Here is a 25,495-nt window from a genome sequence, read left to right as displayed (position 1 = left end):
CAACCCACAAAATTACAGAAAAGGTTGAAAATATTTTGTTTGAATTCATGATTTATTCGTAAGTATATATAATCTGCATGATATGTTGTATTGTAAATGTGTAAATCAATAAAAGCTCCCTGACAAATAAGTGTCAGGGAGCTTTGCTCAATATGTTAGTTTTGCGCGGACAGTTATCCTGCTTCTGCCGCTGAGGGTACAGGTAAAAAGTGTCATGTCCCACGGGTCATCGTCCTTGCCCAGCATGGCATCAACATCATCGCCGCGGATCTCTTCGATGCTTATAATGTTATAGTGGAAAGCTCTTCCGCTGCAGTCGGTAAAGACTATTTCAGCTCCGTCGGAAAGGCTGCCCAGCCGTCCGAAATGGCTGCTGAAGTTATGGGCTGCTATGATAAGGTCGCCGCTTTCGGTGCAGCCGCTGTACCTGCATGGAGCAGTATTCAGTGCGCCGTAGCTGAAATCGTTTATCACGGGCAGCTCCAGTCCAAGCTCCGATATGGTAAGATAGCCGCAGTAGCCCGTATCGCCAATGCTGACGGTGGGCATTTCCGCAGGAGCAGGCTCCTCGTACTGAACGAAGAGGTCGTCCTCCGTGTCGTCGGTATTGGGCTGTGCGGTGGACTCTGTGACCTTTTCAATTGCTGTTCTCAGCTCGGTAAGAGCGGACTGTGAGCGCTTAGCCGCCGTTCTGCTCTCATTGATATTGAAAACACACAGACAAAGGGCGATAAATATCAGGGAAGCACCTGTGATGATACATGATCGGCGGAATTTAGCTCTCATCGTTTTTATTCTTCTTTCCCGAAAGCAAGCCTATGCATATCAGCGTCATGCCGCCAAGTGCAAGGGGCAGCACAGGCCACCAGAGCTGTCCCGTTTGTGGAAGTGACGAGCCTGATGCTGTAGTAACTGTGGCAGTTGCAGTAGTCGCGGCCGATGTGGAGGAGGTACTGCCTGACGTCACAGTGACAGGTGCAGTGGTCGTCGTTGCTGTCTGGCTTCCGCCCTCGATAAGCATTTCGGGAGCATAGGAGTTCTTTATAAGGAACTGCTTGGAGTTATAATCCACAAGAACTGCGTATTTTACAGGGATATTGCGCTCCAGCACGCGCCATTCCGAATCGAGCTCGAGAGTGTTCCAGCGGTGCTGCCAGTTTGAGGACTCGTCGAGAACTACCGTATCATAAAGCTCTCCGTCCTTGAACAGGTCTACCGTTACGTTTACTGGGCGTGCCTCATAGGAGTCGTCGTTGTCCACCCATACCTTTTTTACGGTATAGCTGCCCACTGAGCCTTCAAGGGTAATGGTGCTGTATATCTTGGGGAAGGCTTTCTCAGCCGAGCCGTCCTCCTTTATCTCGAACAGCAGGGGAGTTGCCATGTATGACGTTTCGCCTTTTTTTACTTTTTTGGCTACAGCAAGATAGAGTCCGCTGTCAAGACCGCTGAATACGACTGTTCCGTCAGAGTTGGTCAGTCCCGTTGAATGAGCTTCTATGCTGTCGCCTATGATGAAGCTCTCCAGAGCCTGAGCGATACCGCGGACGGTATCTGTATCAAGGTCGTTCATATCAACGGGGTATCCAGCAAATTTTCCTGTGAGTACGAATCTGCCGTCACGGCGTTCACCGACCTTGTATATCTTCCAGTACATAGATGAGACCTTTACGCTGTCCTGTGCACATACAAGAGTGACAGAGGAATTTGTCTCTGCTGCGCGGCTGTCAGGCATGACAGAAGCCAGAAGCATGAATATGCAAAGCAGACTCAGCAGCACTGAAAATATTCTGTTTTTCTTTTCTGACATCTTATCACCCTGCTAACTGTTCGGTATAGATCATTTCTTTGTCTTTTTCCTTTGACGCTTATCGCTGATGAATATCAGCGTGAATGTTATAATGAGCAGCGGTATGGCTGCGATAGGAGCTACTATCAGCGGATCGATCCTGAATGCTTCGTTCTTAACGAATACTCCCACCTTTTTCTCCTCGATGTTTTCTATGCGAACTCCTCTGACGAGAAGCCTGTGGGAATTGATGCCGTATGGAGTACAGGTCAGGAGAGTGCAGTAGTCCTTGCCGTCAACAATGCGGAGATCGTCATACTCCTCGGGGAGAACTACCTTTATCCGGTCTATCTGATAGGTAAAGCACCTGTTGAGTATAGTCACAGTGAATACATCACCGATCTCAAGCTCGTCCAGATCTGTGAAGAGCTTTGCGCTGGGAAGTCCTCTGTGTCCGGAGAGTACACTGTGAGTGGAGCTTCCGCCGACGGGGAGGCTCGTTCCCGACAGGTGTCCTGCGCCGATCTGAAGAACTTCCTTTCCGACTCCGTGGTATATGGGAAGCTCCACATTGATCTTGTCGATGTCGATATAGCCCATGATACCTGTTCCCGTAATATCGAGAGTATCCTCGTACCCGCTAACCAGAGAGGGATCGAAGAACGCAGAGGGATTGGCGTTAAGTCTTTTGTTGTAATCCTCAGCCTTTGCGAAGACAGCCTCAAGCTCTTCCTCCGAGGAATCGCTGAGCTTCTCGTTGTATGCGGATATTACACGGGAAGCGTGCTTGGAGTTGATATATTCGCTGATTGCTGGATATAGCAGCACGGACAATCCGACGATAAACATTATGAAAATTGCAATGCTGAAAAAATGTTTTTTCATCGGCTCCTCCCTGCCGCAATATCTGCGGCGGAGGGACAAGCCTTACCGCCGCAATACTGCAAATTTAGGAAATTACTTTTCCTTGATATTCATTCTCTTCTTTACGATAAGAAGTACCAGTGCGCCTGCTACAAGCAGTCCACCGACGATGTAGAATACTGTTGTACCCATGCCGCCTGTGCCCGGAAGGATTACGCCCTGACTATTGACAACGTCACCTGTTAATGAACCTGCTGTATCATCAGCTGTAAGTGAAAGATTTGTTACTGAAACATCATCTAAATCACCGTCAGCAGTAGGTGTTATATCAAACTCAATATCATCTATTGAGTTATATCCTGGAGGTGTTGCAGTCTCCACAAGCTTGTAGTGACCATCGTCAATACCGCTGAATGTGAATACTGAATTAACTACTGAGCCAGAAGCTGTTTTTGCTTTAGTAGGTTTATCCGTACCGGAATTTAATGCTGTAACATTTGTCCATGTACCGTTATATGTTGTTCCGCCTGATGTATATGAATCTGTTCCTGTTGTATCAACCACAAACTTGTAAAGTTCAAAATCTGCACCAGTAAGTGCATTGGTTCCATCTGTTTTATTAAGAACTACCTTGTATGTATAAACTTTGTTTTCTTTGGGAGGTGTATTACCGGTTGGCGGATTATCAGGCTGTGGTCCAGTGCCGTCATCATACCAGTTCGGATCGTTAGCAAATGTTACATTGTACTTGTTGGGGTTACCTGCACTGCCGACAACAGCATTTGAATTAAGCTTTGCAGTATATTCGATCTTTATTACATCACCTGCACCAAGAGTAGCTAAATTAGTGCCAGCAGTAGCAGATGCCTGTGTAGCTTTCAAGTCGGCAATTGTATAAGTATATCTTTTTCCACCATTGTATGCATCTGATGATGATATATCCGTTGATGTGAAAGAAGCACCGAGTGCGGTACCGTCATCATACGTAATGGTACCCCCTGAGTTTTTTCCATAGTATATCTTAGCGTCACCATTATATGTAAGACCTGCGCACATATCATCGGTGAATGTTATCGGATACTTGGAATACTCAGCATACTTTGTTGGAAGAGTAAATGTCAGTACATAGGGAACATCATCGCCGATGTCATAGTCAGCGGTAGTCTGGTTTCCCACCGTCGCGCCTGTGGAGTCGTTTTTGTCAGTCACTTTCTTTTCTGATGTAACGGTTTCATCCTTTGCAGCAACTGTAACATCAGAAACAACCTCGAGTATAAAATCAGAATATGTTCCTCCATTTGGCATTGATGTAGTTGTATCCTTGATAAGATAGTAACCTGCATTAGCTGCACCAATACTGATAGATCCTGTTCCGCTTACCCCGGCTGTTGTATTGAGATTTGCAGCTGCAAGCTTTGCAAAAGCCTTTATTTTAGATGCATCTGTAGTATCATTCCACCCATCAATTATACTTGCAACTTGTGCAGCTGTTGTTTTTCCTGTAAAAGGATTTGTAGCGCCAAAATCTGATGAACCTTGAAGAGCAGTCAGAAATGCAGCACCGTTTATGTTTGCACCCCATGTAACATTTGAAAGTGTTTTTGTACCGCCTGATTCATGAAGATCACCATCGAATATCTGATATGCAGTGTATGTATGATTTTCAGTTGAGGACATAGTGATCGTATAATCCGCAAAAGCGGGCATAGCCATTGAACCTGCTGAAACAGCAAGTACGGAAGTCATTAATATCGCTGATAAGCTTTTAAAATTTTTTCTCATAATATCACCTTTCATAATTAAATTTTGTTTGGTTTCTGCGTAAGGAGAGATCATTTATCCTCCTTTCTTTTTCGCTGCAAAAGTGCCGCGAAAGAGAGTATGATAATGGCTGAGCCTGTTATCATATATGGAACTACACCGCCGCCGCCTGTTGAGGGGAGGGTGTAGGTCTGATAGTTTGTAAATTTCGGTACTCCATCTGGATATTCTATTTCTGCTAAAAGAATCGGAATATCATTAATCTGTTTTTCAGTAACATTTACGATTATCCGATACTCTTTGCTATCATATAATGTTTCTGTATCATTTGAATTATTGACTTCATGTGCAATGTATTCAAATCGACCAGGAGAAGAATATGTGTGATTAAACAGTTCAATATTACCATCTGCTTTATTTTTTGATGTCCAGATAACATTTCCATTATTACTGTCAATGAGTTCATATTGAAATTCATTTTCTTGCATAGTTCTTCCTATAAGTTCTTTTTGGGCATTCAGCTGAACAAGAGCACCTGTTGAGCGTGTCGTAAAGTCCAAACCTGTGTGATTCGGACATTTATTAAATGCATCTATCATGTCTTGTTCACCTAAGTCGTATTGAACACTGTCAATAGTTATAGTTGAGTCCGACCAAGACTCAGAAGTCCAATCAGTATCCACGATCCAATTGTTACTTTCATCCAGATGTTCAACCAAAATTTTTTTGCTATTCGGAGTTAAATCAAGCTTAACATCAAATACAACATGAGAAACTTTGCTGTAATCAAAAGTTTTATCCCAGTGTCCAGAAAAGCTTGGCTCTGATGTCCATTCATATTGTGTAGAACCTGCTACGCCTATGTTGGTATAGTCATTGTTTGCACTACTATAATTCTGTATAACTTGATCTGATTTATCATATATGAAACAATCATTTACACCACTGATTATAGCATCATACTCCCAAAGCGTAGTTGTTTTTATTCCTGTAGAAGCGTCCGTTTCAACCTCGGTAATGGTATACTTACCTCCGTCTGAAATCTCTATATCTGAATGTGTCATATCTTTAAAATTACTGTCAACAACATAGATATAAAAATCACGTAGTGTCGAATCATTATCTTTAAGAGTAACACGATACAAACCACTTGATTTCGCCTCGATATTTACAGCGCCATCACCTGTTTTTGTTATAATAAAATCATCATCTGTTACCTCTGCTGCGCTGCTTGAAACATTACCAAGTATTACCTTAAAAGAATCATTTTCAGTTGTACCGACAATAGGAAGCTTCACAGCTTTATATTCCATAGTAGATGTTGGTGAATCTTTTACATAAAAAATTGCAGATTGTCCGACAGAAAGTAGATAAGGATATAATTTTGTTTTTCCGTCGTAGGTCGAAATTTGATTATAAACATATCCATCATCTGAATGCGGAAAACCGAATAACTCAAGAAATTCATTTACTTTATCAATATCACGATCATCAAGAGCAGTTTTTACATAAATATCTTTAAGCTTATTTGAATAATTAACATCCGATGGAAGAACCTCGATCCAGAAACTTCTATAATTATTATTACCATCAACATCCAGCACAATATCTTGTACGCCCGGGGACTGACCAGTTACAGTCATTACCGTACGATTTACGCCATCTGTATCATAGGATAACGTACGAGATGTACTCCCGTCTTGCCTTAAAACGATATTACCAGGCATATATAGCCACGCATTAACACTTGAATAACCTGCAAGTGTTAAAGTTTCTCCAACATTGATGTGATAAGGGGTACTTTGCGAATTAGTAACATACGTGGCACCATCTTTGGTATAAAGCTGATCTTTATCAATTTCTTCATTCCAGCGAACAACGTAAATATCCCTTTCTGAAGGAACTTGAACAGAAACGTATAAATTTGCATAATTACCATTTCCAAGATCCAAGCTTACTTTTGTATTGCCAGGTTTGTTCGCCTTAAATCTTATTTCACGACGATAGTAGCCGTTAGAGTCAGCAGAAGCAGCATTATTAGCATCTCCCCAACGAGAGATGATTTCTGGATTCCAACCATATAAAAAACCTTGATCATAATTATCGCCAGGGGGAACGGTTGTATAGCCTACAACTGTAAACATTGAACCAAGCGTCACAACATAGGGATTATCCGAGGAGTTATTTACGTAATTATTGTTTCCATCTATAATAAGCCTATCCTTTTCAATTTCACCATTCGATGTAATAACATAAATCGAAAACCTCTCCGCGTCAAACTCCGCGCCGTTCTCGGATACCTCGGCGTTTTCGATTATTTCCGTACCGCCGCTGTCGGAAATGTGAATAAGATTGAACTCATCGCCGCTGAGTTTCTGCTCTTCGGGGAGAGTTATCTCCACATGGACCGCAGAGCTGTCCGTTGGTTCAAGCTCGACGCCGTCGGGAGAGAGGAACGAGATATCAACGGCAACTGCCTCTATCTCATCTGTTCCTGTGCCGAGAGCATCGGCAGCTTTTCCCAGAGCCTCGTCACGGGGTATATCTGTCGCAAGCATTTCAGTGCCGTCGGGGAATACGCCCAATTCGGCAGAAGCTGCTACCTTTATTCCCGACTCGCTTTCCGCCGAGAACTCAATAAGGGATACATTTTCATTCTCAGGCGTTTCAACAGGCACATAGCCTATGATATGCTCATCATCGGGGGAGTGCCTGCATTCCGCTACAGCTCCGTCTACCTGTCCCTCTATAGTGATGAAGCAGGTCTCGGCAACATCGAAAATGATTCCCGAGCGGTCTGCCTTACCGTCAAGGTCGGTATCAAACAGCAGCACATCTCCGCGTTTTGGAGAGCCTCTGTTCAAAGGGGAGAGAACTCCTTTTTCATTCAGCTTCAGCGACCATGCCCAGCAGCCCGAGCTTAACGGTATATCTGCTTCATTTACGCCTGCATAATGCAGACAGAAACAGGTGAACATGTTGTTCCAGTCACCGTACGGATTTCCGAACCATGCGCCGTAACGGCTGTAATTCTTATGTGTACAGCCATCGTCGCCCAAGGTATAATTTTGTTCGTTTTCGGTATAGCCTAATTGAGAAGCTGCTATCAAAGCAGCGTTTTCCGCGAGCGTGTCGGTCAGCTCGGGAAGTGTGGATTCCCATATCTCATTGGTTTCGCACAGAGAACCGCTTGGAGCTGACAGCGCAGCTGCCGTATCGGTCCCGTTTAAGGAAGGCGTTTCATCTGTCATAGCAGTGCCTATACCGCGCAGCTGCCAGAAAACGCCTGTTGAAACAAACACGGACATGGCAGTTATAAATGAAGCCAGCCGTCGTTTTTGTTTCTTTTCCATGCGAAGCTCGTGAAGATATTTCTTCAAGGAGTTATTCAAATGCACCCCCCCTTCTTAATTAAACTAAATATAAGTTTAGTCAGCGGACCATATCCTGAAAAGGTATCTGCCCACCATCTGATCGTAGTCTATACAGCCTACAGCTGAACTGCGGCTGTCCACCGAGGTCTCACGCTGATCGCCCATAACAAAGAGCTTGTCCTCGGGAACGGTATACGGAAGATCTATATCACATTCACCGAGGGACTTGTCTGTTACGTAGGGCTCGTCGAGAAGCTCTCCGTTAAGAAAAACATTTCCTTTTTCATCTATATTTATATTATCCCCCGGAAGTCCTATGACGCGTTTGAGCAGAAGCTTGTTCTGCCATGAGACGCAGCATAGTTCACCTGTAGAAAAATGCTTTGTTTTTACAAGTAGTATAATATCTCCGCTGTTAAGTGTGGGCTGCATGCTGTCTCCCGATACTTGTATGACGGGAAGAAAGAGCATTGATATCAATACTGCTGTGGCAGCTACCACAAGAAGTGCGGAAACGGTACTTTTCAGTATTCGTCGGAATTTAGCCTTGTTATCAAGCTTTACACGTTCTGCTGCGACTTGCTCAACAGGCGGAAGCTCCGAACTTTTTTCTTCGTCGGCATTCATCATTGTATAAACGAGGTCAACGAGCTCTCGTTTATTCAGATCGCCGAATTCTTTTTTTGACATTTTTTATACCGCCTTTGTCAAAAATGAATTACAATCTGTAATAATTATAACACAAGTTATATTTTATATCAAGAAATATCAAAAAAAATATAAACAAAATTTTATAGGTCGATTTGTAAGTTTTTACAGTGCAAAACGTCAGAATATACAATCAGCAGTTCCTTTTTCAGTGAGCTCTTTCATTATAATAGTGGAGAGCAGGAAAGCAGAGGGTCTGCCCTTGCTTTGGGATAAAAGAAATGCTATAATAGATAAAAAAGCACCGAGGTGGAAAAATGTCCAATATTCTTATAATAGATGACGATGAACATATCAGCGGGATGCTTTCGGAAGCCCTTACGGCAGAGGGCTATACCGTGTCTGCGGCGTATTCGGGGACGGAAGCTCTCATGCTCCTGTCAAAGGAAAAGCCCGATCTCATACTCCTTGATCTTATGCTCCCGGGGATAACTGGAGAAAAGCTCCTTCCGCAGATAAAGGATATCCCTGTTATAATAGTGAGCGCAAAGGCTGATATCACCGATAAAGTGGAGCTTCTCCTCGGCGGCGCGGCTGACTATATCACCAAGCCCTTTGATATGCAGGAGCTCCTTGCCCGTATCGCGGTCCAGCTCAGGAAGGGCAGCGCAAATGGCGGCAAGTCTTTGCTGAGCTTTGGTGAGATAGCTCTGGACACCGATACTCACACCGCAGAGGTGAATGGCGCTGAGATAAAGCTCACAAGAACGGAATATGCCATATTGAAGCTTCTCATGCAGAATCCCGAGCAGGTGGTGGCAAAGCTTACCATACTGGAGCGCATCAGCGATGATACCCCCGACTGCACCGAGGACTCTCTGAAAATACATATACATAACCTAAGACGAAAGCTGAAAGCCGTTATCGGCAGGGACTACATATCATCGGTGTGGGGCATAGGCTTTATGCTGACGGAAAAATCTTAACCGTATCTTAACTCTTTTCTTAACCGATTTCTTAACTATTATGTGATATACTGTTTTCAGAAACAAAAAGGAGGTCATTATATGGACTATGTTCTGAAAACGAATGGGCTTTGCAAGCAGTACAAGGACTTCAAAGCGCTGAACGGGATAACCATGAGTGTGCCAAAGGGCTCTATCTACGGATTTGTGGGCAGGAACGGCGCGGGCAAGACCACGCTGATACGCCTTGTCTGCGGTATGCAGTTCCCAACGGAGGGCGAGATCGAGATATACGGCGTGAAAAGCAGTGACGCGGAAATTGCCGACTCGCGGAAGCGTATCGGCGCAGTTGTGGAAACTCCGTCCCTGTTTCCCGAGATGACGGCGCAGGATAACCTGAAGTATCAGTACAGACTGCTTGGTATGCCCAGCTTTGACGGTATACCTGAGCTCCTGAAGCTGGTGGGACTTGAAAACACAGGCAGCAAAAGGGCTAAGGACTTCTCTCTCGGTATGCGCCAGAGACTGGGTATCGCAGTAGCCATGTGCGGCAACCCCGATTTCCTCATACTGGACGAGCCTATAAACGGTCTTGACCCACAGGGCATAATCGAGATGCGCGAGCTCATACTAAAGCTGAACAAGGAGAGGGGCATAACTGTTCTTATCTCGTCCCATATCCTTGACGAGCTTTCAAGGCTGGCAACCCATTACGGCTTTATCGACAAGGGCAGTATCGTCCGCGAGATGAGCGCTGAGGAGCTTGAAGCTGCCTGCCGCAAGTGTGTAAGGATAACCGTTACCGACACTTCCGCGGCGGTAAGGGCTCTTGATGAGATGGAGCTTGAATACAAGGTAATAAACGATGACAGGATAGACATTTACGCCAAGCCCAATATCACAAGGCTTGCGGCTGCTCTTGAAAAGGAGGGCAGCGAGATACTGAGCTGCACGGAGCATGATGAAAATCTTGAGGGCTTCTTTATTTCACTTGTAGGAGGCGGCAGCGATGAATAAACTTCTTAATGCAGATATATCGAGGATATTCAAGGCAAAGTCACTGTATTACGGAATGGCAGCCCTGTCTCTGCTTGCATTGCTGTTCGTATTCCTCAACAGGGAGGAGAATGTCTTCACGTCTATCCCCGAAAGCGGAGCACTTGTAATACTGCCGTTTTTCATAGGAGCTGTACTTGCTCTGAACATATCAACCGAATTCACAAGCGGAGCTATCCGCAACAAGCTCATTATCGGTCACAGCAGGCTTAATATACTGCTTTCGTGGTCGGTATGCTTTACTCTTGTGACAGTGCTGTTCTTTGCAGTATATGAGGGAGCGGCATTTGCTTCTGCTTTTCTGATGTCATACGACCTGTCAGCGCTGAAAGCAGGCATAGTCGCAGAGAACCTGCTGCTGGTGCTGGTGCTTGTATTCACGAATATGTTCCTGAGTCTGTTCATATGTGTTGTCATTGAGGACGTCCGCAGTGTGGCGGTAATGTTCATATTGCAGTTCTCCATGATGATGATCTCCACTCTTGGCAGCGAAGCTCTTGATGACAGCAAGGCTGCGGATATGATATTCCGCTTTTTCCCGCAGGGACAGCTGTCGGCGCTCAGTGTACTGACTGCTCCCGACAGACCGTGGCTGACTGTGCTGTGCGCGTTGTCCGCAGGAGCGGTAATGCTCATGCTTTCCATAGTATATTTCAGAAAACACGATATGAAATGAGGTAATCGATTTGATGTATGCGGTCTTTTTTGTAATGGCTTGTGCTATAATATTCCTTACGGTCAAGGTCTGCCTTATGAAAAAGTCCGCAAAGGAGATATCAGCGGAGCTGCACAGGATAATAAACGGAGACACCAACGGAATGATAGGCATCTCCAGCCGCGACAAGGATATGAGGTCGCTTGCTGACGATATCAATAAACGGCTGAAGGAGGTCCGTGACGAGCAGCTTCGTTATGAGCTGGGCAATACGGAGCTGAAAACTGCCATAACCAATATCTCTCACGACCTTCGGACTCCGCTGACGGCAATATGCGGCTATCTTGACATTATGCAGAAAAACAGCGCTCCCGAAAAGCAGGAGCGCTATCTTGCCATAATAAGGGAGCGTGCCGACATGATGAAGCAGCTCACAGAGGAGCTGTTCAGCTACTCGGTCATAGCCACAGGCGATACTGATATGGAGCGTGAGGAGGTCTTTGTGAATCAGCTCCTTGCGGAGAGTATCAGCAGCTTTTATCCTGCTCTAAAAAGCCGCGGCATTGAGCCGAGGATAGAACTGACCGAGCAGCGTATCCTTCGCAGCGTCAACAAAGCGTCACTGTCAAGGGTGTTCTCCAATCTGCTGAACAACGCTGTGAAGTACAGCGACGGCGATCTTCATATAACTCTGTCCGATTCGGGTATAATAACATTTGCAAACAGAGCTGAGGAGCTGTCCGCAATAGATGTGGAGCAGCTCTTTGACCGTTTCTATACCGTTGAAGCCGCTCACCATTCCACAGGTCTGGGACTGTCCATAGCGAGGACTCTGGTGGAGCGCATGGGTGGGAAAATAAACGCGGAATACAGCGGTGGACAGCTCATAATAAGTATCGGATTATGAAAAAAGGCAGATGCTCCCTCAAGCGGACATATGCTTTTTTGCTGTGATAGCCCGTATGAACAAAAACATCTGCCGAAAAAATGCTTATCTTCTTGCAATACACAGCCTGTCATGATATAATATGCTTGACAGACATTATCTGAAAAAGGAGTGAAACAATGTTTAAAACAGGATTATTAAAACGTGCTGCCGCTGTGATGTGCAGCGGTGCAATGATACTCACCGCAGGCAGCTTCGGCAGAGTAAGACCAGCCTTTGCAGTATCGGCTTCAAGTGTTGTGTCCGATGATGTGGGACTTGTGGGAAATCTTTTCTGTGTTGCCGACGGGAAAAGCGCAGATCACGCCGCACTTCAATGGGCGACTACGCTCTCTGCGGACAGCTATACTCTCTACCGCTCAACATCGCCTGAGGACGGCTTTGTGCCCGTTTATGAGGGAAGCGGTACTTCCTATGAGGACGACGACATGAAGTCGGGAACCACCTACTATTATCAGCTAAAGGTCATATCACAGGGCAGGGAAAGCTTCTCGTCGGTGAAGTCCCTGACACCCTGTGAACTGCCCTCGGGACTGAGCAACTATGATAATCAGAAGGGCAGCAATCTCGTTTATGAAACAAGCGGCTACAAGGTGGGGAATACCTACTACAGCTACTCTCTGAAAAAGCATACAGGCAAGGACGATATCTACCTTGCGGAAACTGCTTCAAGCGACGGTGTACACTTCGGCAATGAGAAAAATGTAGCCGACAGCAACCAGAATTCCGCACTTGCAAGCTGCAAAATAGAGTCGGTGCATATAGACTATATCCCCGAGAAGAATAAGGTCGTAGTGTGGGCGCACTGGGAGAAGCCCAGCGGCTACAGCGACGGAAAGGCACTTGTGATCACGGGTACTCCCGGAGGACAGTTCACGGTGCATCATGTGTACAATCCCCTTGGGATACAGGTTCGTGATATGGCCATATTCTTCGATGACGACGGAGCAGGCTATCTCATCGCCGCCGCAAACAAGGAGGGGCAGGGGGCTAATGCCACCATGTATATCTTCCGAATGAACGATGACTACAGCGATGTCACCGAGGTAGTCACGACCCTTTTTGAGGACCAGTACCGCGAGTTTCCCAACCTTGTCAAAAAGGACGGCTACTACTTCCTGTTCACGTCGCAGGCGGCAGGCTGGTACCCCAGCAGCGGCGCGTACAGCGTTACCAAGGATATTGCAGGCAAATGGAGCGACCTCCGCAGTATCGGCAACAGCTCCACATTCTCGTCACAGTCGGGCTGGATAGTGAATATGCAGGACAAGAACTACCTCATGCACGCATACCGCTGGCTGAGAGCCTCGTCCACCAGCGGAACTACACTGTGTCCGCTGTATTTCGACAAGGGCTTTGCGTTCTACGACTACTATCCCTATTTCAAATATAACACCTCTACGGGAGACCTGTTCCCCGTTCAGCAGGGAGAGCTTCTGTCTCAGGACAGACCTGCTTCTTCATCGCTGGCAGCAAAGGGCGGAAACTCATCTGCCAAAGCCGTTGACGGCTCATATCAGAGCTCCTTTGCAGCCATAGGCGACTACAAGAAATGGCCCTTCTATTTGCAGGTAGACCTTGAAAGGGTATGCGAGCTCGCAAATATCCAGACCTCGTGGTATATATGCAAGGGTTCTGAGGGCTACTACACCTATACCGTCGAGGGAAGCCTTGACGGCGTGAACTGGACGAAGCTCCTTGACCATACAGACAAGAACAGCGAAGCGGTCACCAAGACCTACGGCTTCAACAGTGATATGCTGTCGGGAAAGGCTCGGTATGTAAGGCTCAATGTTCAGAATGCAACTCTCCAGAACAATCCCAACAATAACTGGTACACTCCTACAGTGTACGAGATGAAAATATTCGGAACTCCCGTAAGCAGCTGCGAGAAGCCCAAGCCCTATGTGGATATAGACTTTGAGGGCGGCACAGGCAATCTCAGCCTTAACGGCGGAGCTTCCGTAAAGCAGGACAGCGAAAAGGGCAATGTACTTTATCTTGACGGCAGCGACGATACCTACGGAGAATTCCCCACGGGTATGCTTGACGGGCTGCGGGACTATACCATAAGCATGGATATAAAGTCGGAATCCGAGGGCAATTTCTTCACCTTTGCCGCAGGAAAGAACGATGAGAAGTATGTGTTCTTCCGAGTTGCAAAGGATATTTTCAGATTTGCTGCCACTACGGATTCATGGCGCGATGAGACCGAGCTGGTCCTGGACATTGACGGCACAAAATGGCACAACTACACACTTGTTGTAAACGGAGCTGATACCAAGGTCTATATCGACGGCATTGAGACTATGTATACCACCGAAACTCACGGTCAGATAGCTGATATGGGCTCGGGGACCAGCTGCTATATCGGCAAGTCCTACTATGCTGACGATACCTGCTTCAAGGGAAGCATCGACAACATAAAGATATACAAATGTGCACTTACGGAGTCGGAGATAAGCGGCACAGCTGCTCCCAAGACTGAGGTAAAGGGCGATGTGAACGGCGACGGGGAGCTCTCCGTGGCAGACCTTGTTGTCATGCAGCAATTCATACTCGGAAAGGGCGAGCTTGCCGACTGGGAAAAGGGCGACCTCTGCAAGGACAACAGGATAGACTCCTTTGACCTGTGTCTCATGCGCAGGCTCGTTATATCGAAATAAAAACAGTCACAGGATTAACCGTGATAACTATACAGAAACTTTATATGGGATCATCGGGAAAACCTTTCTGATGTAAGATGTTCTTAACGCAGAAAGGCTTAAAACGATCGAATAGGATAACGAATCCCGATACATTTGTATCGGGATTCTCTCTTTATTATGATCTGAGTTCGCAGGTTTGAGTCCCGTCACAAGCTCCATATCTATGTTACAATATAGATCCCCAGCCAAAAGCTCCCGAATTTTCGGGAGCTTTTGCGTTAAAAAGGGAGAATATTTTTTTAGTGTTACCATAGATCCCAAAACGTAAAAATACGACTCGAACGCGACAAAAGGCGTTTTGAGAGCTGCTACAAAGGCAGCTAGGAATAAAAGTACGGAAAATCCCCGAAAACAGCAAAAACCGAATATAGAATTTTCAACCGATTTCAAAGCCGATTTTGTTGGTTCCTCACAGAGAGCTATACAAGGTCGGCTTTTTTGCATATATAGATACTTTTTTTAGTGATTGGAGGTCGATAATACGGCATGGAAGAAAAAGCTCACGCCGCAGCAGAGAGCTGAATATAAGGTTGAGAAGCGTGAGGAAGTGCAGAACTTATTTCAAAAGATCGATGACGGCGTTAAGGCTGTTTTCGAGTCGGACAGCTACAAAAAATGCCTGCGATATATGAGTAAGTTTACAAATTACTCCGCAGGCAATTGTATTCTCATTATCGTGTTGATATGGCTAATTATCTCATATATTTGCGCAGTTGTCCAATTCAAATAATTGATGATCTGTTATAGATTATTCTGATAAAAAGCGCCCGAACCAAATAAATACGATTATTATATCATTATTATTTTTTCAAGCTTTTCGTATATACGTTTTTCCTATTAACGCTAATGCATTTCATGTATTGGACAACCCGACTTCCGTATGATATGATAAATGCAGAGAAAAGACAAGAGGTGATGATAATGAGAGATACACTATTCATTTTAAGCACAATGCGAATGCGATGTTGTGCCTGACAATAATGAGATGATGAAAAAATAATAAAAAGAAAGAAAAGGTTAAAAGGTGACGAAAATGAAAAATAACAGATTAAAGTTTATATCCGTAATTGCCGCTGCGGCACTGTTTACAGGCTGCTCGGGACTCAACCAGTTCAGCTCCTCGGAAAAGAGCGAACCCACTACAGCAAGCACCACAACAGCTGAGAATACAACTGACGGTGCAGCAGAAGAAGGAACTTCGGAAGCTTCAACAGAAGCAGCTAAGGTCGAAATAGGAGCTCCCGAAAAGACCGACATCAACATCGGCTATCTGAACTCAACAGCACATCTCCTCGCATTCGTTGCAGCAGAAGAGGGCTACTTCAAGGAAGAGGGACTTAGTGTTACTCTCACACAGTTTTCAAGCGCTTCCGAGCTCATAAACGGTATCGAATCCGATAAGCTCGATGTTGCTTTCATTGGCTCAGTTCCTACACTTACTTTCCAGAGTCAGGGACATGAGGTATCTATCTTCGGCGGCGCAATGACAAATGGTCACGGCTATGTTATCAAGTCTGAATATACTGACAAGGACGAGGCAGGCGTGGAAGTCCTCAAGGGCAGAAATGTCGCTTCAGTCAAGAACAGCGTTCAGGACGCAGAGCTCCAGATACTGCTGAAAAATGCACATATCGAGATCGGTGAGGGCGATGACAAGGTGAACATCGTTTACTTCGACAGCCAGAAGGACGCTTATGCAGCTCTACTCAACAGTGGTATCGACGCGGCTTCCGTTTACTCGCCATATGCTTCGCTGGCTAAGTCACAGGGCTACAAGGTAGTATACTACTGCGCACACGAAAAGGCTCTGGAGAACCAGCCATGCTGCCGTCAGGTCGCAAAGACTGCCGCTCTCAGCAGCACTCCCAATACATTCATAGCAATTGAACGCGCATTCATCAAGGCATACCACTTTACACAGTCCGACCACGACAAAACTATCAAGGACGTCAAGAAGTACATCGATATCGACGAGGACTTCATCAACACTGAGGTATACGGCGGATACAGCGTGTCCAGTCCCGATCCTGACAAGAAGGGTACACTCACACTTAAAGATACTATCGTTGATCTCGGCTACACGAATGACTACGACATCGAACCACATTACAATACCGACATATACAAAAAGGCTCTCGACAGCATTTTAGCCGAGGGTTCAGATGACATTTACAAATCACTGGAAGATCATTTCAACGAATTTGAATAACACTCTTTGTTGGACAGCACCGCAGGCATATCGCTTGCGGTGCTGTTCTGTTTATTTAAGAGGATAAAACAGGGCTTCAAATACAAATAACAGCATAAGAAAAGACAGATACATCTTGCGGAAGTATCTGTCTTTCTTCGTTATAGGCTCTTTTATAACTCTGAATAATAGCTGATAAACTCCTCAATGCAGACTTTTTTCGGCTGCGGTGCGGACTGCCACACAAGCTCGCCCTCACATTCAAGGCAGAGTACATAGCCGTCACACTGATCCCAGCCGTAGACCAAATAATCATTTCCCTTATGTGAAAAAGTAATTTCGTTTTCGGTGATAACAGCCTGTTTAAGTTCATTTGCGCTCATGTTTTTTCTCCAATAATTTTATAAGCTCAGCTTTGAGGTACTCATACCGCTCACGCTTTTCGGTCTTTGCGAAATGCACCTCACGAAGCTGCTCGGGGTTATCGGTATAGTCCAGCTTTTCATCGCCGAACTGCTCACTTGTAAGGTCAAATACCACATCACCGATAACGTTGTAGCAGTGGTAATTTCCATTTGGACGAAGAACACCATAGACCTTTCCGCCGAAGATGTCCTGGGCTAAAAAGGCGGTTATGGAGCACTGTCCCAGAGTGATATTATCCTTGCTCCATTTCTCACGAAGTCTCGGAGCACAGGTATATTCGCACCATATTTCCGTAAGAGCGTCATAGAGCTTCTGCGGAGAAGCTATGCCCTTGAAATCACTGTTTATTGGCGAAACTGTGGCTTTTTCCCAGCCGTAAAAATTATATCCCATATTATCTCCTTAAATATACATTGCGTCCATAGCTGTAATGTATTCCAGCGTCGGCACGAAAGTGCCCTTGTGGCGGTCGCCGCGGTGGACCTCCTGACCGTGCTTGTAGGCTATTACCTGCGCCATGGGAAAAGGTATCCATACTCCGTCATCAAGGGGCTTGGTAGAGAAAATAATGCCGTCTTCAAGCCTTTTGAAGCAGAGTGTGTTTTTCAGATTCTTGTGGACGTAGAGAAGCTCTCCGTCGTATATCATCAGGTTCAGCTTGTTTCTGGGAGCATTTTCAACGATGAATTTATTCACTATCTCGAAGCGCTCTCGCTTGTTGGGAACACTTCTTGCGATGTGTTCATTCATATTGTCAAGGAGCGACAGAAAAAAGCGCTCGGAGTCCGTATCTCCCGTTTGTACAGCAGCATAGCGGTGATTATGCCTGCTGTTGAAGATGGTTCCGTTATGTATGAGAGTCCATTCCCTGCCGGAAATATCCGTACCCGTGAATGGGTGGCAGTTGCGTTCATTGATAGTTCCCACGGTGGCAAATCTTATATGTGCGAGAGTCGCTTTCTGCGGCGGCATATAGTCGATGATGTCAGACAGATATGAGCTTTTTTCCGCGCTGACGGCTTCCTTGAGTATTTCACGCCTGTCAGTTTCGTACATCATTCCCCAGCCGTGAGGATTCTTGTCACTGTGGGAAAAGAATGTCCGCAGATAGTCTGATATATCCGTATTTCTTGCCGAAGTGAAGCCGAGAAGCTCGCACATTTATGTCACCGCCTTACTTATAGAGTTTAGTGCTGTCAGAGCAATTACAGACCTTGCGTCCGCTTATTTTTCCTTTTTCAAAGCCGATTATTTCAAGAGCCTTTTTATTGTCACTGAAATGTCTATCCATTTCCTCAAGCACCTTTTCGGCACGTTCTAAAAGCTCAGCGTCGGGATTGAGCAGTGCTGCATTTTTATGGTCACTGACTGCCTTCTCCTGCAATTCGGGAGTGAAGTCAAGATCGGGCTGTGAGAGCAGATACAGTATGAGCAGATGTGCAAATTCAAGGTCTCTGCTGTCTATGCCGAGAGGTGCGGAGGGGTTAAGGTCGAACATTCTCAGCTCGATGTGGTCGACGCCGTTTGCCGCAAGGTTTTCAAGGCTGTTCACGCCCTTTGGTTTAAGACGTATGGGCAGATACAGCTCGCTTGCGGAATACAGGGAGCCTGTTACGATATGCTTCTTGATACTGCCTGTGAATGTTTTTAAGCTCCTGTGGTCAAGTATAGGCAGGAACTTGTTCCAGTAGCCGCGGACGCTGTTCCTCAGCGAGGAATATTCACTCATAATTATACCGCTTTTTCCGTCTTTGTCAAGTGAAGCGTCATAGTAGGGACTTGCCGCTGTAAGAAGCACAAGCAGATAGCTGTATACCATGAGCTGCTTGTAAAGTCGGAGATAAAGCTCGTCTTTGAAGGTGCGGAAGTCCTCTCCCTCAGTATTCAGCTCGTTGATGAGCTCCTCGGCAAAGGAAAAATTAAAGTGTATCCCCGAAAAGAGCATGAGCTTTTTGCCGTATTTCTGTTTGAGGACTTCACGGTATGCACGCTTTGAAGAATGGTCGCCTGTGAAGTCGGCAATGGGGATATCGTCCTCGCTGTCAAAGTGGGGAGGATTGCTGTAGAGCCATATGCTCTCGCCGTATTCCGCAAGCTTTTTTCTTGTAATGTCATCAAGCACTTTAAGATAGCCGAGAGCCTCTTCGATACTGCCTGCCACAGGAGTTACGAGCTCCACCTGATTTTCGCAGAAGTCGCGGGTGATATGCTCGTCATTGCCGAATGGGTGAGGAGTCCGAGCAATTCTGCCGTGGCTGTCAATTCTCAGTGTTTCACGCTCTATTCCGAATTTTCCGCTGTAATAATATTCACTCATATTTTTCACCTCATACATCTGTTATTCGTACTTGCCTGACATTCTTTATTTTTCTGAGCCTTCTTGCAAGAGTTTCGCTGTCGGTTTTTATGTCAAGTTCAACATCTGCACGAAAATGAGATATATTAATGCCGCTGCTGTCGGGAGCAACATTTGCCGAATGAGCGATAATATTGCCGTTAACACGGCTTAATATCTTAGAGATCTCGCCAACAAGACCTATTCTGTCGATGGAAATAACTTCGATCTTTTTCATTTCATACCTCCGATAATAAAAATAGAGACATTTCTGTCTCTCCTGCTAAAATATTCATAGGCATGGAAAAAGACTATGATCCAGCAAGCATGGAGAGAACTGTCATACATTTACACATATTGATTCTGTTGATCATGTCAAAACGATATAGCATAACAAATACCTCCAATAATACATACTGAATTACTACGTATAGTATATCATGTTATACATATTTTGTCAATAGGATTTATATGAATTTGTTATTGACAAAAGCTTGCAGCCGTTATATAATCGATTTATATAAGGCTGCATACCTGCTGTTCCTCGTCAAATAGCTCCGTTATCGTGGGAATATCACCGCAGACAGGACAAGCCGCCACTCTTTTCGGCAGCCTGACCTTTCGCCATTCCATTTTCAAGCCATCGAATATAAGCATACTTCCTGTGAGCAGTTCCCCCTGCCCTGTGATATACTTTACAGCTTCAAGAGCCTGCATGGAGCCGATTATTCCTGCCATTGCACCGATGACTCCTGCTTCGCGGCAGCTGGGCACAGCGTCCTTCGGCGGCGGAGCCTCAAATATACAGCGATAGCACGGACCCTTATCGGGGACGTAGGTCATGAGCTGTCCCTCGAAGCGAAGTATGCCTGCATGACAGAAAGGCTTGCGGCCGAGAACGCAGGCGTCGTTTATAAGGAATTTAGTCGGAAAATTGTCCGCGCCGTCAATGACAAAGTCGTAATCCTTGATAATATCGGCGATGTTTTTGCTGTTGATATACGTCTCGTATGTGATAACATGAACGTCGGGGTTCAATGCGTTTATAGTTTCGGCAGCAGACTGAACTTTTGATTTGCCCACATCATTTGTGGTGTGGATTATCTGCCTTTGCAGGTTTGACAGCTCGACTTTATCGCTGTCGGCAATGCCTATAGTTCCCACACCTGCGGCTGCAAGATACATTGCAGCAGGGGCTCCGAGTCCGCCTGCACCTATAATGAGAACTTTTGCGGCAAGGAGTTTTTTCTGCCCCCTGACTCCGATCTCTTTGAGAGTGATATGTCTTGAATAGCGTGAGAGCTGTTCATCGGTAAGCGCCATTTTTAACCTCCCGAAAGGAAATAATGATATGAAAAGTATAGAAGCGGCAGAGATAGCCGCACTTGATACAAATAAGGTAACTCTGCTCGATATACGCAGTAAAGAAGAATATGAGCTCAATAGTTTCAGCGGTTCTGTGAATGTGCCCTTTGATGAGATATCAACTGGGCTCTCAAAGCTGCCCAAGGACAAGCCTGTATATGTTCTGTGCAGAACGGGCGACCTGAGCGCAGAAGTAGCCGAAATACTTGAAGACAGAGGCTATGATGTATACAACATCGAGGGCGGATATGCTGCATATACCGTATATCTTGCAGGTAAAACCGTGTAGGTTGTATTCCTACATGTTTAATAAGTATAGCATCATTTGTTGGTTTTTTCAAGCCCTGAGGATATAGCTTTTTTCTATAATTTGCAATTGCTTTTGCGGATCGGACAACATGATATCCTATGTGCTTGGTATGCTCCGCTCTATCGTCATGGGGACAGACCGAATGTGCAGCACAGGACGATGTTATATAAGAAATATGATTTTAGCTGAAAACCATTAATGTATATCCAATTCTTTCAGCCATATATTAGCAGAAGCATCGCTTGGCATACGCCAGTCGCCGCGGGGAGACAGAGTAACAGTTCCGACCTTGGGACCGTCGGGCAGGCAGGAGCGTTTGAACTGCTGTGCAAAGAAACGCCTGTAGAATGTTTTCAGCCATTTCATTATGACTTCCTTAGAATATGTTTCTGAAAATGCAAGACTGGCGATACGGAATATCTTTGACGGTGAGAAACCGTATCTCAGCATATAGTACATGAAGAAGTCGTGAAGCTCGTATGGCCCGACGATATCCTCTGTCTTCTGTGATATAGTGCCGTTTTTCTCAGGGGGCAGCAGCTCTGGGCTGACAGGCGTATCCAGTATATCGAACAGGACTTTTTTCAGCTCGCCCTCCGTGATCTCGGCTTCATAGTTGACAAGCCAGCGCACAAGTGTTTTGGGTATGGAGGAATTTACAGCGTACATGGACATATGGTCGCCGTTGTAGGTAGCCCAGCCGAGAGCAAGCTCCGACAGGTCGCCTGTGCCGATGACGATACCGCCCAGCTGATTAGCTTTGTCCATGAGCACCTGAGTGCGTTCCCTTGCCTGTGAGTTCTCGTATGTAACATCATGCACCTCGGGAGACTGTCCTATATCGGCAAAGTGCTGAATTACGCTGCTGCAAATATTAATCTCGGTGAGCGTCACGCCGTAAGCCTTTGCCAGCAAGCAGGCGTTATTGTAGGTCCTGTCGGTAGTCCCGAAGCAGGGCATGGTTATAGCGTGGATACCGCTCCTGTCAAGTCCCAGCATATCAAATGCGTGAACAGTAACAATGAGCGCAAGAGTTGAATCAAGTCCTCCCGAAAGCCCGAGCACAGCTGTTTTGCAGCCGATATGCCGCAGACGAGTCATAAGTCCCACAGCCTGCATGGTGAGTATTTCCTCGCATCTGCTGTCAAGAGCCTTTTTATCGGAGGGCACGAAAGGAGTTCTCGGAAATGTCCTGTCGAGAGCGTTTTCAGTTATATCAAGAGAAAAACACGCAGTATCAATAATCGGCGAAGCCGAAAAAGAGTTCATTCTTCTGCGCTCATAGTTCAGCTTTTTTATGTCAATATCAGCAATAGTAAGTCCGCTTGAAAAAGCTTTTGACTCAGCCAGTACAGAGCCGTTTTCGGCGATGATATCATGACCTGCGAATACCATATCCTGTGTGGATTCGCCTATGCCCGAATCGGCATAAACATAGGCACAGGCAAGAGAGCCCGAATGTGCTTTGACAAGTGTTCTGCGGTAGTCCGCCTTGCCTATTACCTCATCGCTTGCGGACAGATTGAATATAATAACAGCTCCCGAGGCAGCAAGGCGCTCCGATGGCGGAGAGCTTACCCACATATCCTCGCATATCTCAACTCCGAAGGTAAGCTCGGTCAGCTCCCTGCAAGTGAAAACAGCATCTTCAAGATGAACGGAATACTCGTCATCAAGCTGAATATCCGCACAGAGGCTGTCATGGGCTGCGGTAAAATGTCTGACTTCATAAAACTCGCTGTAATTGGGGATATTCTTCTTTGCAACAGCACCGACAGCTTTGCCCCTGTTCACGATAACGGCGCAGTTGTACAGCTTTCCGCAGACTGCAAGGGGCACACCGATAAGGGAAACTATATCCAGTTTTTCGGTCGCTTTTATTATCCTGACCAGTTCTTTTTTTGCCGAGCTCAGCAGCGCGTCCTGTAAAAACAGGTCGCCGCAGGTATAGCCTGTAACGGAAAGCTCAGGGAAGCATATTATTTTTACTCCCTTGCTGTGAGCTTCGGTGATCAGCTCGATTATCCTGTCGGCATTGTACTGACAGTCTGCGACCTTTACCGCAGGCGTTGCACAGGCAATTTTTATAAATCCGTCCTTCATAAAATATACCTCCCGAAAGAAAAAAGGACGCCGCGAAAAAAACGCAGCGTCCTTGCTTGTCTGAGATAATTATATATCAGTTACGGGAAATTGTCAAGAAAAATCTTGACAGAAGAATCCAACTGTGCTATAATGCAGGTAAAGAGCAACGGTGCTGAGTATTCAGCACCGTTTTTGCGTTTTGGAGGTGATATGATGGGCAGCTTTTTCCGCGTTACCTGTCCTTTACTGTTCATACTTGATACAGTTGCGTTTTTCCCTATGATCAGAGGGAAACACTCTGTCCATGTCATAGCCGCTGCAAGTGCGAGCTCTTCAACGACATCAAGAACGAACTCTGCTGATAACTATTTGAGCAAAGGCGCTTATCTGCAATGGATAAGCGCTTTTTTACCGGAGTGAGTACTTTGAAACTGACATTTCCGCCCATTGGGGCAAGAATAGTAAAATCGTCAATAGCAGTCGGACTGTGTATGGCGGTGTACTTCATAGACGTAAATATGTTCAAGGCTATAAACAATCAGCTTATAAACGACGGCTGCGGACTGTTCAGAGGTCGGCAGATCCTGCCTTTCGAGCACTTATCACGTTTCCAGAATGACCTTATAGACTAACAGCCATTGTAATGAGATCAAAAATGTGGTAAAATAGAAGTATAGTATTTAAAATTGAAAATGGAGGCATTAAAATGTGGGCATATGAAAGTGTATTCTATCAGATATATCCCCTCGGCTTCTGCGGAGCACCCTTTGAGAATGACGGTATCCCGCAGTCGAGGATACTGAAAGTCATCGACTGGGCAGACCATATCAGGGAACTCAACTGCAATGCGGTATATTTTTCTCCGATATTTGAGTCGGACTCTCACGGCTATGACACAAGGGACTATACAAAAATAGACTGCCGTCTCGGCAGCAACGAGGACTTCGCAAAGGTCTGCAAGGAGCTTCACAGCAGAGGGATAAAGGTAGTTCTGGACGGCGTATTCAACCACGTCGGCAGAGGCTTCCGGGCGTTTCAGGACGTTCTGCAAAACCGTGAAAACTCCCGCTATAAGGACTGGTTCCATATCGATTTCGGCGGAAACTCAAACTATAATGACGGTCTCTGGTATGAGGGCTGGGAAGGTCACTACGAGCTTGTAAAGCTCAACCTTTGGAACAATGAAGTCGTTGAGCATATCTTCTCCTGCATCAAAGGCTGGGTAGAGGAATTTGACATAGACGGTCTGAGACTTGATGTGGCGTACTGCCTTGACAAGGAATTCCTGAAAAGACTTCGCGGCTTTACAAACGGACTGAAAGATGATTTCGTGCTTATCGGTGAGCTTCTCCACGGCGACTATTCGCAGTTTGTAAACAACGATATGTTACACTCCGCAACCAATTACCAGTGCTACAAGGGTCTGTATTCAAGCTTCAACAGTATGAATATGTTTGAGATATGCCATTCCCTCAAAAATCAGTTCGGACCAGAGCCGTGGTGTCAGTACAGAGGTATGCACCTTTTGAGCTTTGTTGATAATCACGATGTATCAAGAATCGCCACGATACTCACAAACAAAAATCACATTCCGCTTGTTTATGCGATAATGTTCGGAATGCCCGGTATCCCGTGTATCTACTATGGAAGCGAATGGGGCGCGGAAGCAGACAAAAAAGACGGTGATCCTGCGCTGCGCGTTTCCTTTGACAAGCCAATAGACAACGAGCTTTCGGCTTATATCTCAAAGCTCGCAAAGATACACCGTGAGAGCAAGGCTCTTTGCTACGGCGATATTAGCGTTCCTGTGCTCACCAACAAGCAGTGCATCATTCAGCGAAGATGTGATGACGAGAGGATACTTATTGCAATAAACGCCGATTGTCAGCCCTTTACAGCCCACTTTGACGCAGGCTGCGGCATGGCTGATGAGCTTATAACAGGCACAAAGCATGATTTCGGCGGTGGAAGTGAATTGCCGCCTTATTCTGCACAGATATGGAAAATGGAACGGTAAACT

At 45.8% G+C, this 25,495-nt stretch carries 21 protein-coding genes and 1 pseudogene; 9 read left to right on the top strand and 13 right to left on the bottom strand.

Going from position 1 to position 25,495, the window contains the following annotated elements:
• Positions 1 to 147: 147 nt before the first annotated feature.
• The 6 genes from N774_RS0108140 to lepB form a co-directional block, all read right to left on the bottom strand.
• Positions 148 to 786 carry a sortase gene (locus N774_RS0108140; protein ID WP_024860770.1) on the bottom strand — a complete coding sequence of 213 codons (639 nt, stop codon included), beginning with the start codon at positions 784 to 786 and terminating at the stop codon, positions 148 to 150.
• Positions 776 to 1,810: a Cna B-type domain-containing protein gene (locus tag N774_RS0108135; protein WP_024860769.1), complete on the bottom strand. Its 1,035-nt coding sequence runs from the start codon at positions 1,808 to 1,810 to the stop codon at positions 776 to 778. The genes N774_RS0108140 and N774_RS0108135 overlap by 11 nt, the downstream gene beginning before the upstream one ends.
• A gap of 30 nt (positions 1,811 to 1,840) precedes the next feature.
• Positions 1,841 to 2,674 carry a class C sortase gene (locus N774_RS0108130; protein WP_024860768.1) on the bottom strand — a complete coding sequence of 278 codons (834 nt, stop codon included), beginning with the start codon at positions 2,672 to 2,674 and terminating at the stop codon, positions 1,841 to 1,843.
• A gap of 72 nt (positions 2,675 to 2,746) precedes the next feature.
• Complete coding sequence (locus N774_RS0108125) at positions 2,747 to 4,435, bottom strand: isopeptide-forming domain-containing fimbrial protein (protein WP_196231539.1); 1,689 nt, start codon at positions 4,433 to 4,435, stop codon at positions 2,747 to 2,749.
• A gap of 50 nt (positions 4,436 to 4,485) precedes the next feature.
• The gene (locus tag N774_RS0108120; protein ID WP_024860766.1) at positions 4,486 to 7,806 is read right to left on the bottom strand and encodes a Spy0128 family protein; all 3,321 of its coding nucleotides are present in this window, start codon (positions 7,804 to 7,806) and stop codon (positions 4,486 to 4,488) included.
• 36 nt (positions 7,807 to 7,842) lie between these two features.
• The gene (gene lepB, locus N774_RS0108115) at positions 7,843 to 8,478 is read right to left on the bottom strand and encodes a signal peptidase I (protein ID WP_242836593.1); all 636 of its coding nucleotides are present in this window, start codon (positions 8,476 to 8,478) and stop codon (positions 7,843 to 7,845) included.
• A 275-nt stretch (positions 8,479 to 8,753) separates the two neighbouring features.
• On the opposite strand from lepB, the gene N774_RS0108110 reads away from it, so the two are divergent.
• The 6 genes from N774_RS0108110 (at position 8,754) to N774_RS0108080 (ending at position 16,975) form a co-directional block, all read left to right on the top strand.
• Positions 8,754 to 9,422, top strand: a complete 669-nt coding sequence (locus N774_RS0108110) for a response regulator transcription factor (RefSeq protein WP_024860764.1) — start codon at positions 8,754 to 8,756, stop codon at positions 9,420 to 9,422.
• A gap of 81 nt (positions 9,423 to 9,503) precedes the next feature.
• Positions 9,504 to 10,418, top strand: a complete 915-nt coding sequence (locus N774_RS0108105; protein WP_024860763.1) for an ABC transporter ATP-binding protein — start codon at positions 9,504 to 9,506, stop codon at positions 10,416 to 10,418.
• Entirely contained in the window at positions 10,411 to 11,133 is a 723-nt protein-coding gene (locus N774_RS0108100; RefSeq protein WP_024860762.1) for a hypothetical protein, read from the top strand. The genes N774_RS0108105 and N774_RS0108100 overlap by 8 nt, the downstream gene beginning before the upstream one ends.
• Before the next feature lie 34 nt (positions 11,134 to 11,167).
• Positions 11,168 to 12,019 carry a sensor histidine kinase gene (locus tag N774_RS0108095; RefSeq protein ID WP_242836592.1) on the top strand — a complete coding sequence of 284 codons (852 nt, stop codon included), beginning with the start codon at positions 11,168 to 11,170 and terminating at the stop codon, positions 12,017 to 12,019.
• Positions 12,020 to 12,177: 158 nt separating this feature from the next.
• Entirely contained in the window at positions 12,178 to 14,724 is a 2,547-nt protein-coding gene (locus tag N774_RS0108090) for a LamG-like jellyroll fold domain-containing protein (protein ID WP_024860760.1), read from the top strand.
• Positions 14,725 to 15,799: 1,075 nt separating this feature from the next.
• Positions 15,800 to 16,975, top strand: coding sequence for an ABC transporter substrate-binding protein (locus tag N774_RS0108080; RefSeq protein ID WP_024860758.1), 1,176 nt, complete (start codon positions 15,800 to 15,802; stop codon positions 16,973 to 16,975).
• A 152-nt stretch (positions 16,976 to 17,127) separates the two neighbouring features.
• Here N774_RS0108080 and N774_RS0108075 read toward each other — a convergent pair whose 3' ends face one another.
• The 6 genes from N774_RS0108075 to N774_RS0108050 all read right to left on the bottom strand — a co-directional run bounded on the left by N774_RS0108075 (position 17,128) and on the right by N774_RS0108050 (position 21,038).
• Positions 17,128 to 17,337: a hypothetical protein gene (locus N774_RS0108075; RefSeq protein ID WP_024860757.1), complete on the bottom strand. Its 210-nt coding sequence runs from the start codon at positions 17,335 to 17,337 to the stop codon at positions 17,128 to 17,130.
• Positions 17,324 to 17,773, bottom strand: a complete 450-nt coding sequence (locus tag N774_RS0108070; RefSeq protein WP_024860756.1) for a YunG family protein — start codon at positions 17,771 to 17,773, stop codon at positions 17,324 to 17,326. Before N774_RS0108070 ends, N774_RS0108075 begins: the two co-directional genes overlap by 14 nt.
• 9 nt (positions 17,774 to 17,782) lie before the next feature.
• Positions 17,783 to 18,541: a class II glutamine amidotransferase gene (locus N774_RS0108065; RefSeq protein WP_024860755.1), complete on the bottom strand. Its 759-nt coding sequence runs from the start codon at positions 18,539 to 18,541 to the stop codon at positions 17,783 to 17,785.
• A 13-nt stretch (positions 18,542 to 18,554) separates the two neighbouring features.
• Complete coding sequence (locus tag N774_RS0108060) at positions 18,555 to 19,697, bottom strand: glutathione synthase (protein ID WP_024860754.1); 1,143 nt, start codon at positions 19,695 to 19,697, stop codon at positions 18,555 to 18,557.
• Positions 19,698 to 19,707: 10 nt separating this feature from the next.
• Positions 19,708 to 19,953, bottom strand: coding sequence for an ACT domain-containing protein (locus N774_RS0108055; protein WP_024860753.1), 246 nt, complete (start codon positions 19,951 to 19,953; stop codon positions 19,708 to 19,710).
• A 278-nt stretch (positions 19,954 to 20,231) separates the two neighbouring features.
• Entirely contained in the window at positions 20,232 to 21,038 is an 807-nt protein-coding gene (locus N774_RS0108050; RefSeq protein WP_024860752.1) for a HesA/MoeB/ThiF family protein, read from the bottom strand.
• Positions 21,039 to 21,066: 28 nt separating this feature from the next.
• Here N774_RS0108050 and N774_RS0108045 point away from each other — a divergent pair, with 28 nt between their 5' ends.
• The gene (locus tag N774_RS0108045) at positions 21,067 to 21,369 is read left to right on the top strand and encodes a rhodanese-like domain-containing protein (RefSeq protein ID WP_024860751.1); all 303 of its coding nucleotides are present in this window, start codon (positions 21,067 to 21,069) and stop codon (positions 21,367 to 21,369) included.
• Positions 21,370 to 21,585: 216 nt separating this feature from the next.
• Here the strand turns inward: N774_RS0108045 and N774_RS0108040 are convergent, their stop codons facing one another.
• Complete coding sequence (locus tag N774_RS0108040; protein ID WP_024860750.1) at positions 21,586 to 23,493, bottom strand: NAD(+) synthase; 1,908 nt, start codon at positions 23,491 to 23,493, stop codon at positions 21,586 to 21,588.
• Between the two features lie 488 nt (positions 23,494 to 23,981).
• Between N774_RS0108040 and N774_RS19455 the strand changes: the two are divergent.
• Positions 23,982 to 24,107 (top strand): annotated as a pseudogene (locus N774_RS19455) (guanosine polyphosphate pyrophosphohydrolase); the annotation flags it as partial.
• A 74-nt stretch (positions 24,108 to 24,181) separates the two neighbouring features.
• The gene (locus N774_RS0108025; RefSeq protein ID WP_024860748.1) at positions 24,182 to 25,492 is read left to right on the top strand and encodes an alpha-amylase family glycosyl hydrolase; all 1,311 of its coding nucleotides are present in this window, start codon (positions 24,182 to 24,184) and stop codon (positions 25,490 to 25,492) included.
• Positions 25,493 to 25,495: the final 3 nt, after the last annotated feature.

It is taken from the genome of Ruminococcus flavefaciens AE3010, from assembly GCF_000526795.1.
Lineage (GTDB): Bacteria > Bacillota > Clostridia > Oscillospirales > Ruminococcaceae > Ruminococcus > Ruminococcus flavefaciens_D.
The sequence above is the reverse complement of the archived record's forward strand: the minus strand, read 5'-3'. Positions and strand labels throughout refer to the sequence as shown.

Excerpts from the sequence above, each read along its gene's own strand:
- N774_RS0108140 (WP_024860770.1), bottom strand. The coding sequence starts at position 786 with ATGAGAGCTAAATTCCGCCGATCATGTATCATCACAGGTGCTTCCCTG.
- N774_RS0108135 (WP_024860769.1), bottom strand. The coding sequence starts at position 1,810 with ATGTCAGAAAAGAAAAACAGAATATTTTCAGTGCTGCTGAGTCTGCTT.
- N774_RS0108130 (WP_024860768.1), bottom strand. The coding sequence starts at position 2,674 with ATGAAAAAACATTTTTTCAGCATTGCAATTTTCATAATGTTTATCGTC.
- N774_RS0108125 (WP_196231539.1), bottom strand. The coding sequence starts at position 4,435 with ATGAGAAAAAATTTTAAAAGCTTATCAGCGATATTAATGACTTCCGTA.
- lepB (WP_242836593.1), bottom strand. The coding sequence starts at position 8,478 with ATGTCAAAAAAAGAATTCGGCGATCTGAATAAACGAGAGCTCGTTGAC.
- N774_RS0108110 (WP_024860764.1), top strand. The coding sequence starts at position 8,754 with ATGTCCAATATTCTTATAATAGATGACGATGAACATATCAGCGGGATG.
- N774_RS0108105 (WP_024860763.1), top strand. The coding sequence starts at position 9,504 with ATGGACTATGTTCTGAAAACGAATGGGCTTTGCAAGCAGTACAAGGAC.
- N774_RS0108100 (WP_024860762.1), top strand. The coding sequence starts at position 10,411 with ATGAATAAACTTCTTAATGCAGATATATCGAGGATATTCAAGGCAAAG.
- N774_RS0108095 (WP_242836592.1), top strand. The coding sequence starts at position 11,168 with ATGGCTTGTGCTATAATATTCCTTACGGTCAAGGTCTGCCTTATGAAA.
- N774_RS0108090 (WP_024860760.1), top strand. The coding sequence starts at position 12,178 with ATGTTTAAAACAGGATTATTAAAACGTGCTGCCGCTGTGATGTGCAGC.
- N774_RS0108080 (WP_024860758.1), top strand. The coding sequence starts at position 15,800 with ATGAAAAATAACAGATTAAAGTTTATATCCGTAATTGCCGCTGCGGCA.
- N774_RS0108075 (WP_024860757.1), bottom strand. The coding sequence starts at position 17,337 with ATGAGCGCAAATGAACTTAAACAGGCTGTTATCACCGAAAACGAAATT.
- N774_RS0108070 (WP_024860756.1), bottom strand. The coding sequence starts at position 17,773 with ATGGGATATAATTTTTACGGCTGGGAAAAAGCCACAGTTTCGCCAATA.
- N774_RS0108065 (WP_024860755.1), bottom strand. The coding sequence starts at position 18,541 with ATGTGCGAGCTTCTCGGCTTCACTTCGGCAAGAAATACGGATATATCA.
- N774_RS0108060 (WP_024860754.1), bottom strand. The coding sequence starts at position 19,697 with ATGAGTGAATATTATTACAGCGGAAAATTCGGAATAGAGCGTGAAACA.
- N774_RS0108055 (WP_024860753.1), bottom strand. The coding sequence starts at position 19,953 with ATGAAAAAGATCGAAGTTATTTCCATCGACAGAATAGGTCTTGTTGGC.
- N774_RS0108050 (WP_024860752.1), bottom strand. The coding sequence starts at position 21,038 with ATGGCGCTTACCGATGAACAGCTCTCACGCTATTCAAGACATATCACT.
- N774_RS0108045 (WP_024860751.1), top strand. The coding sequence starts at position 21,067 with ATGAAAAGTATAGAAGCGGCAGAGATAGCCGCACTTGATACAAATAAG.
- N774_RS0108040 (WP_024860750.1), bottom strand. The coding sequence starts at position 23,493 with ATGAAGGACGGATTTATAAAAATTGCCTGTGCAACGCCTGCGGTAAAG.
- N774_RS0108025 (WP_024860748.1), top strand. The coding sequence starts at position 24,182 with ATGTGGGCATATGAAAGTGTATTCTATCAGATATATCCCCTCGGCTTC.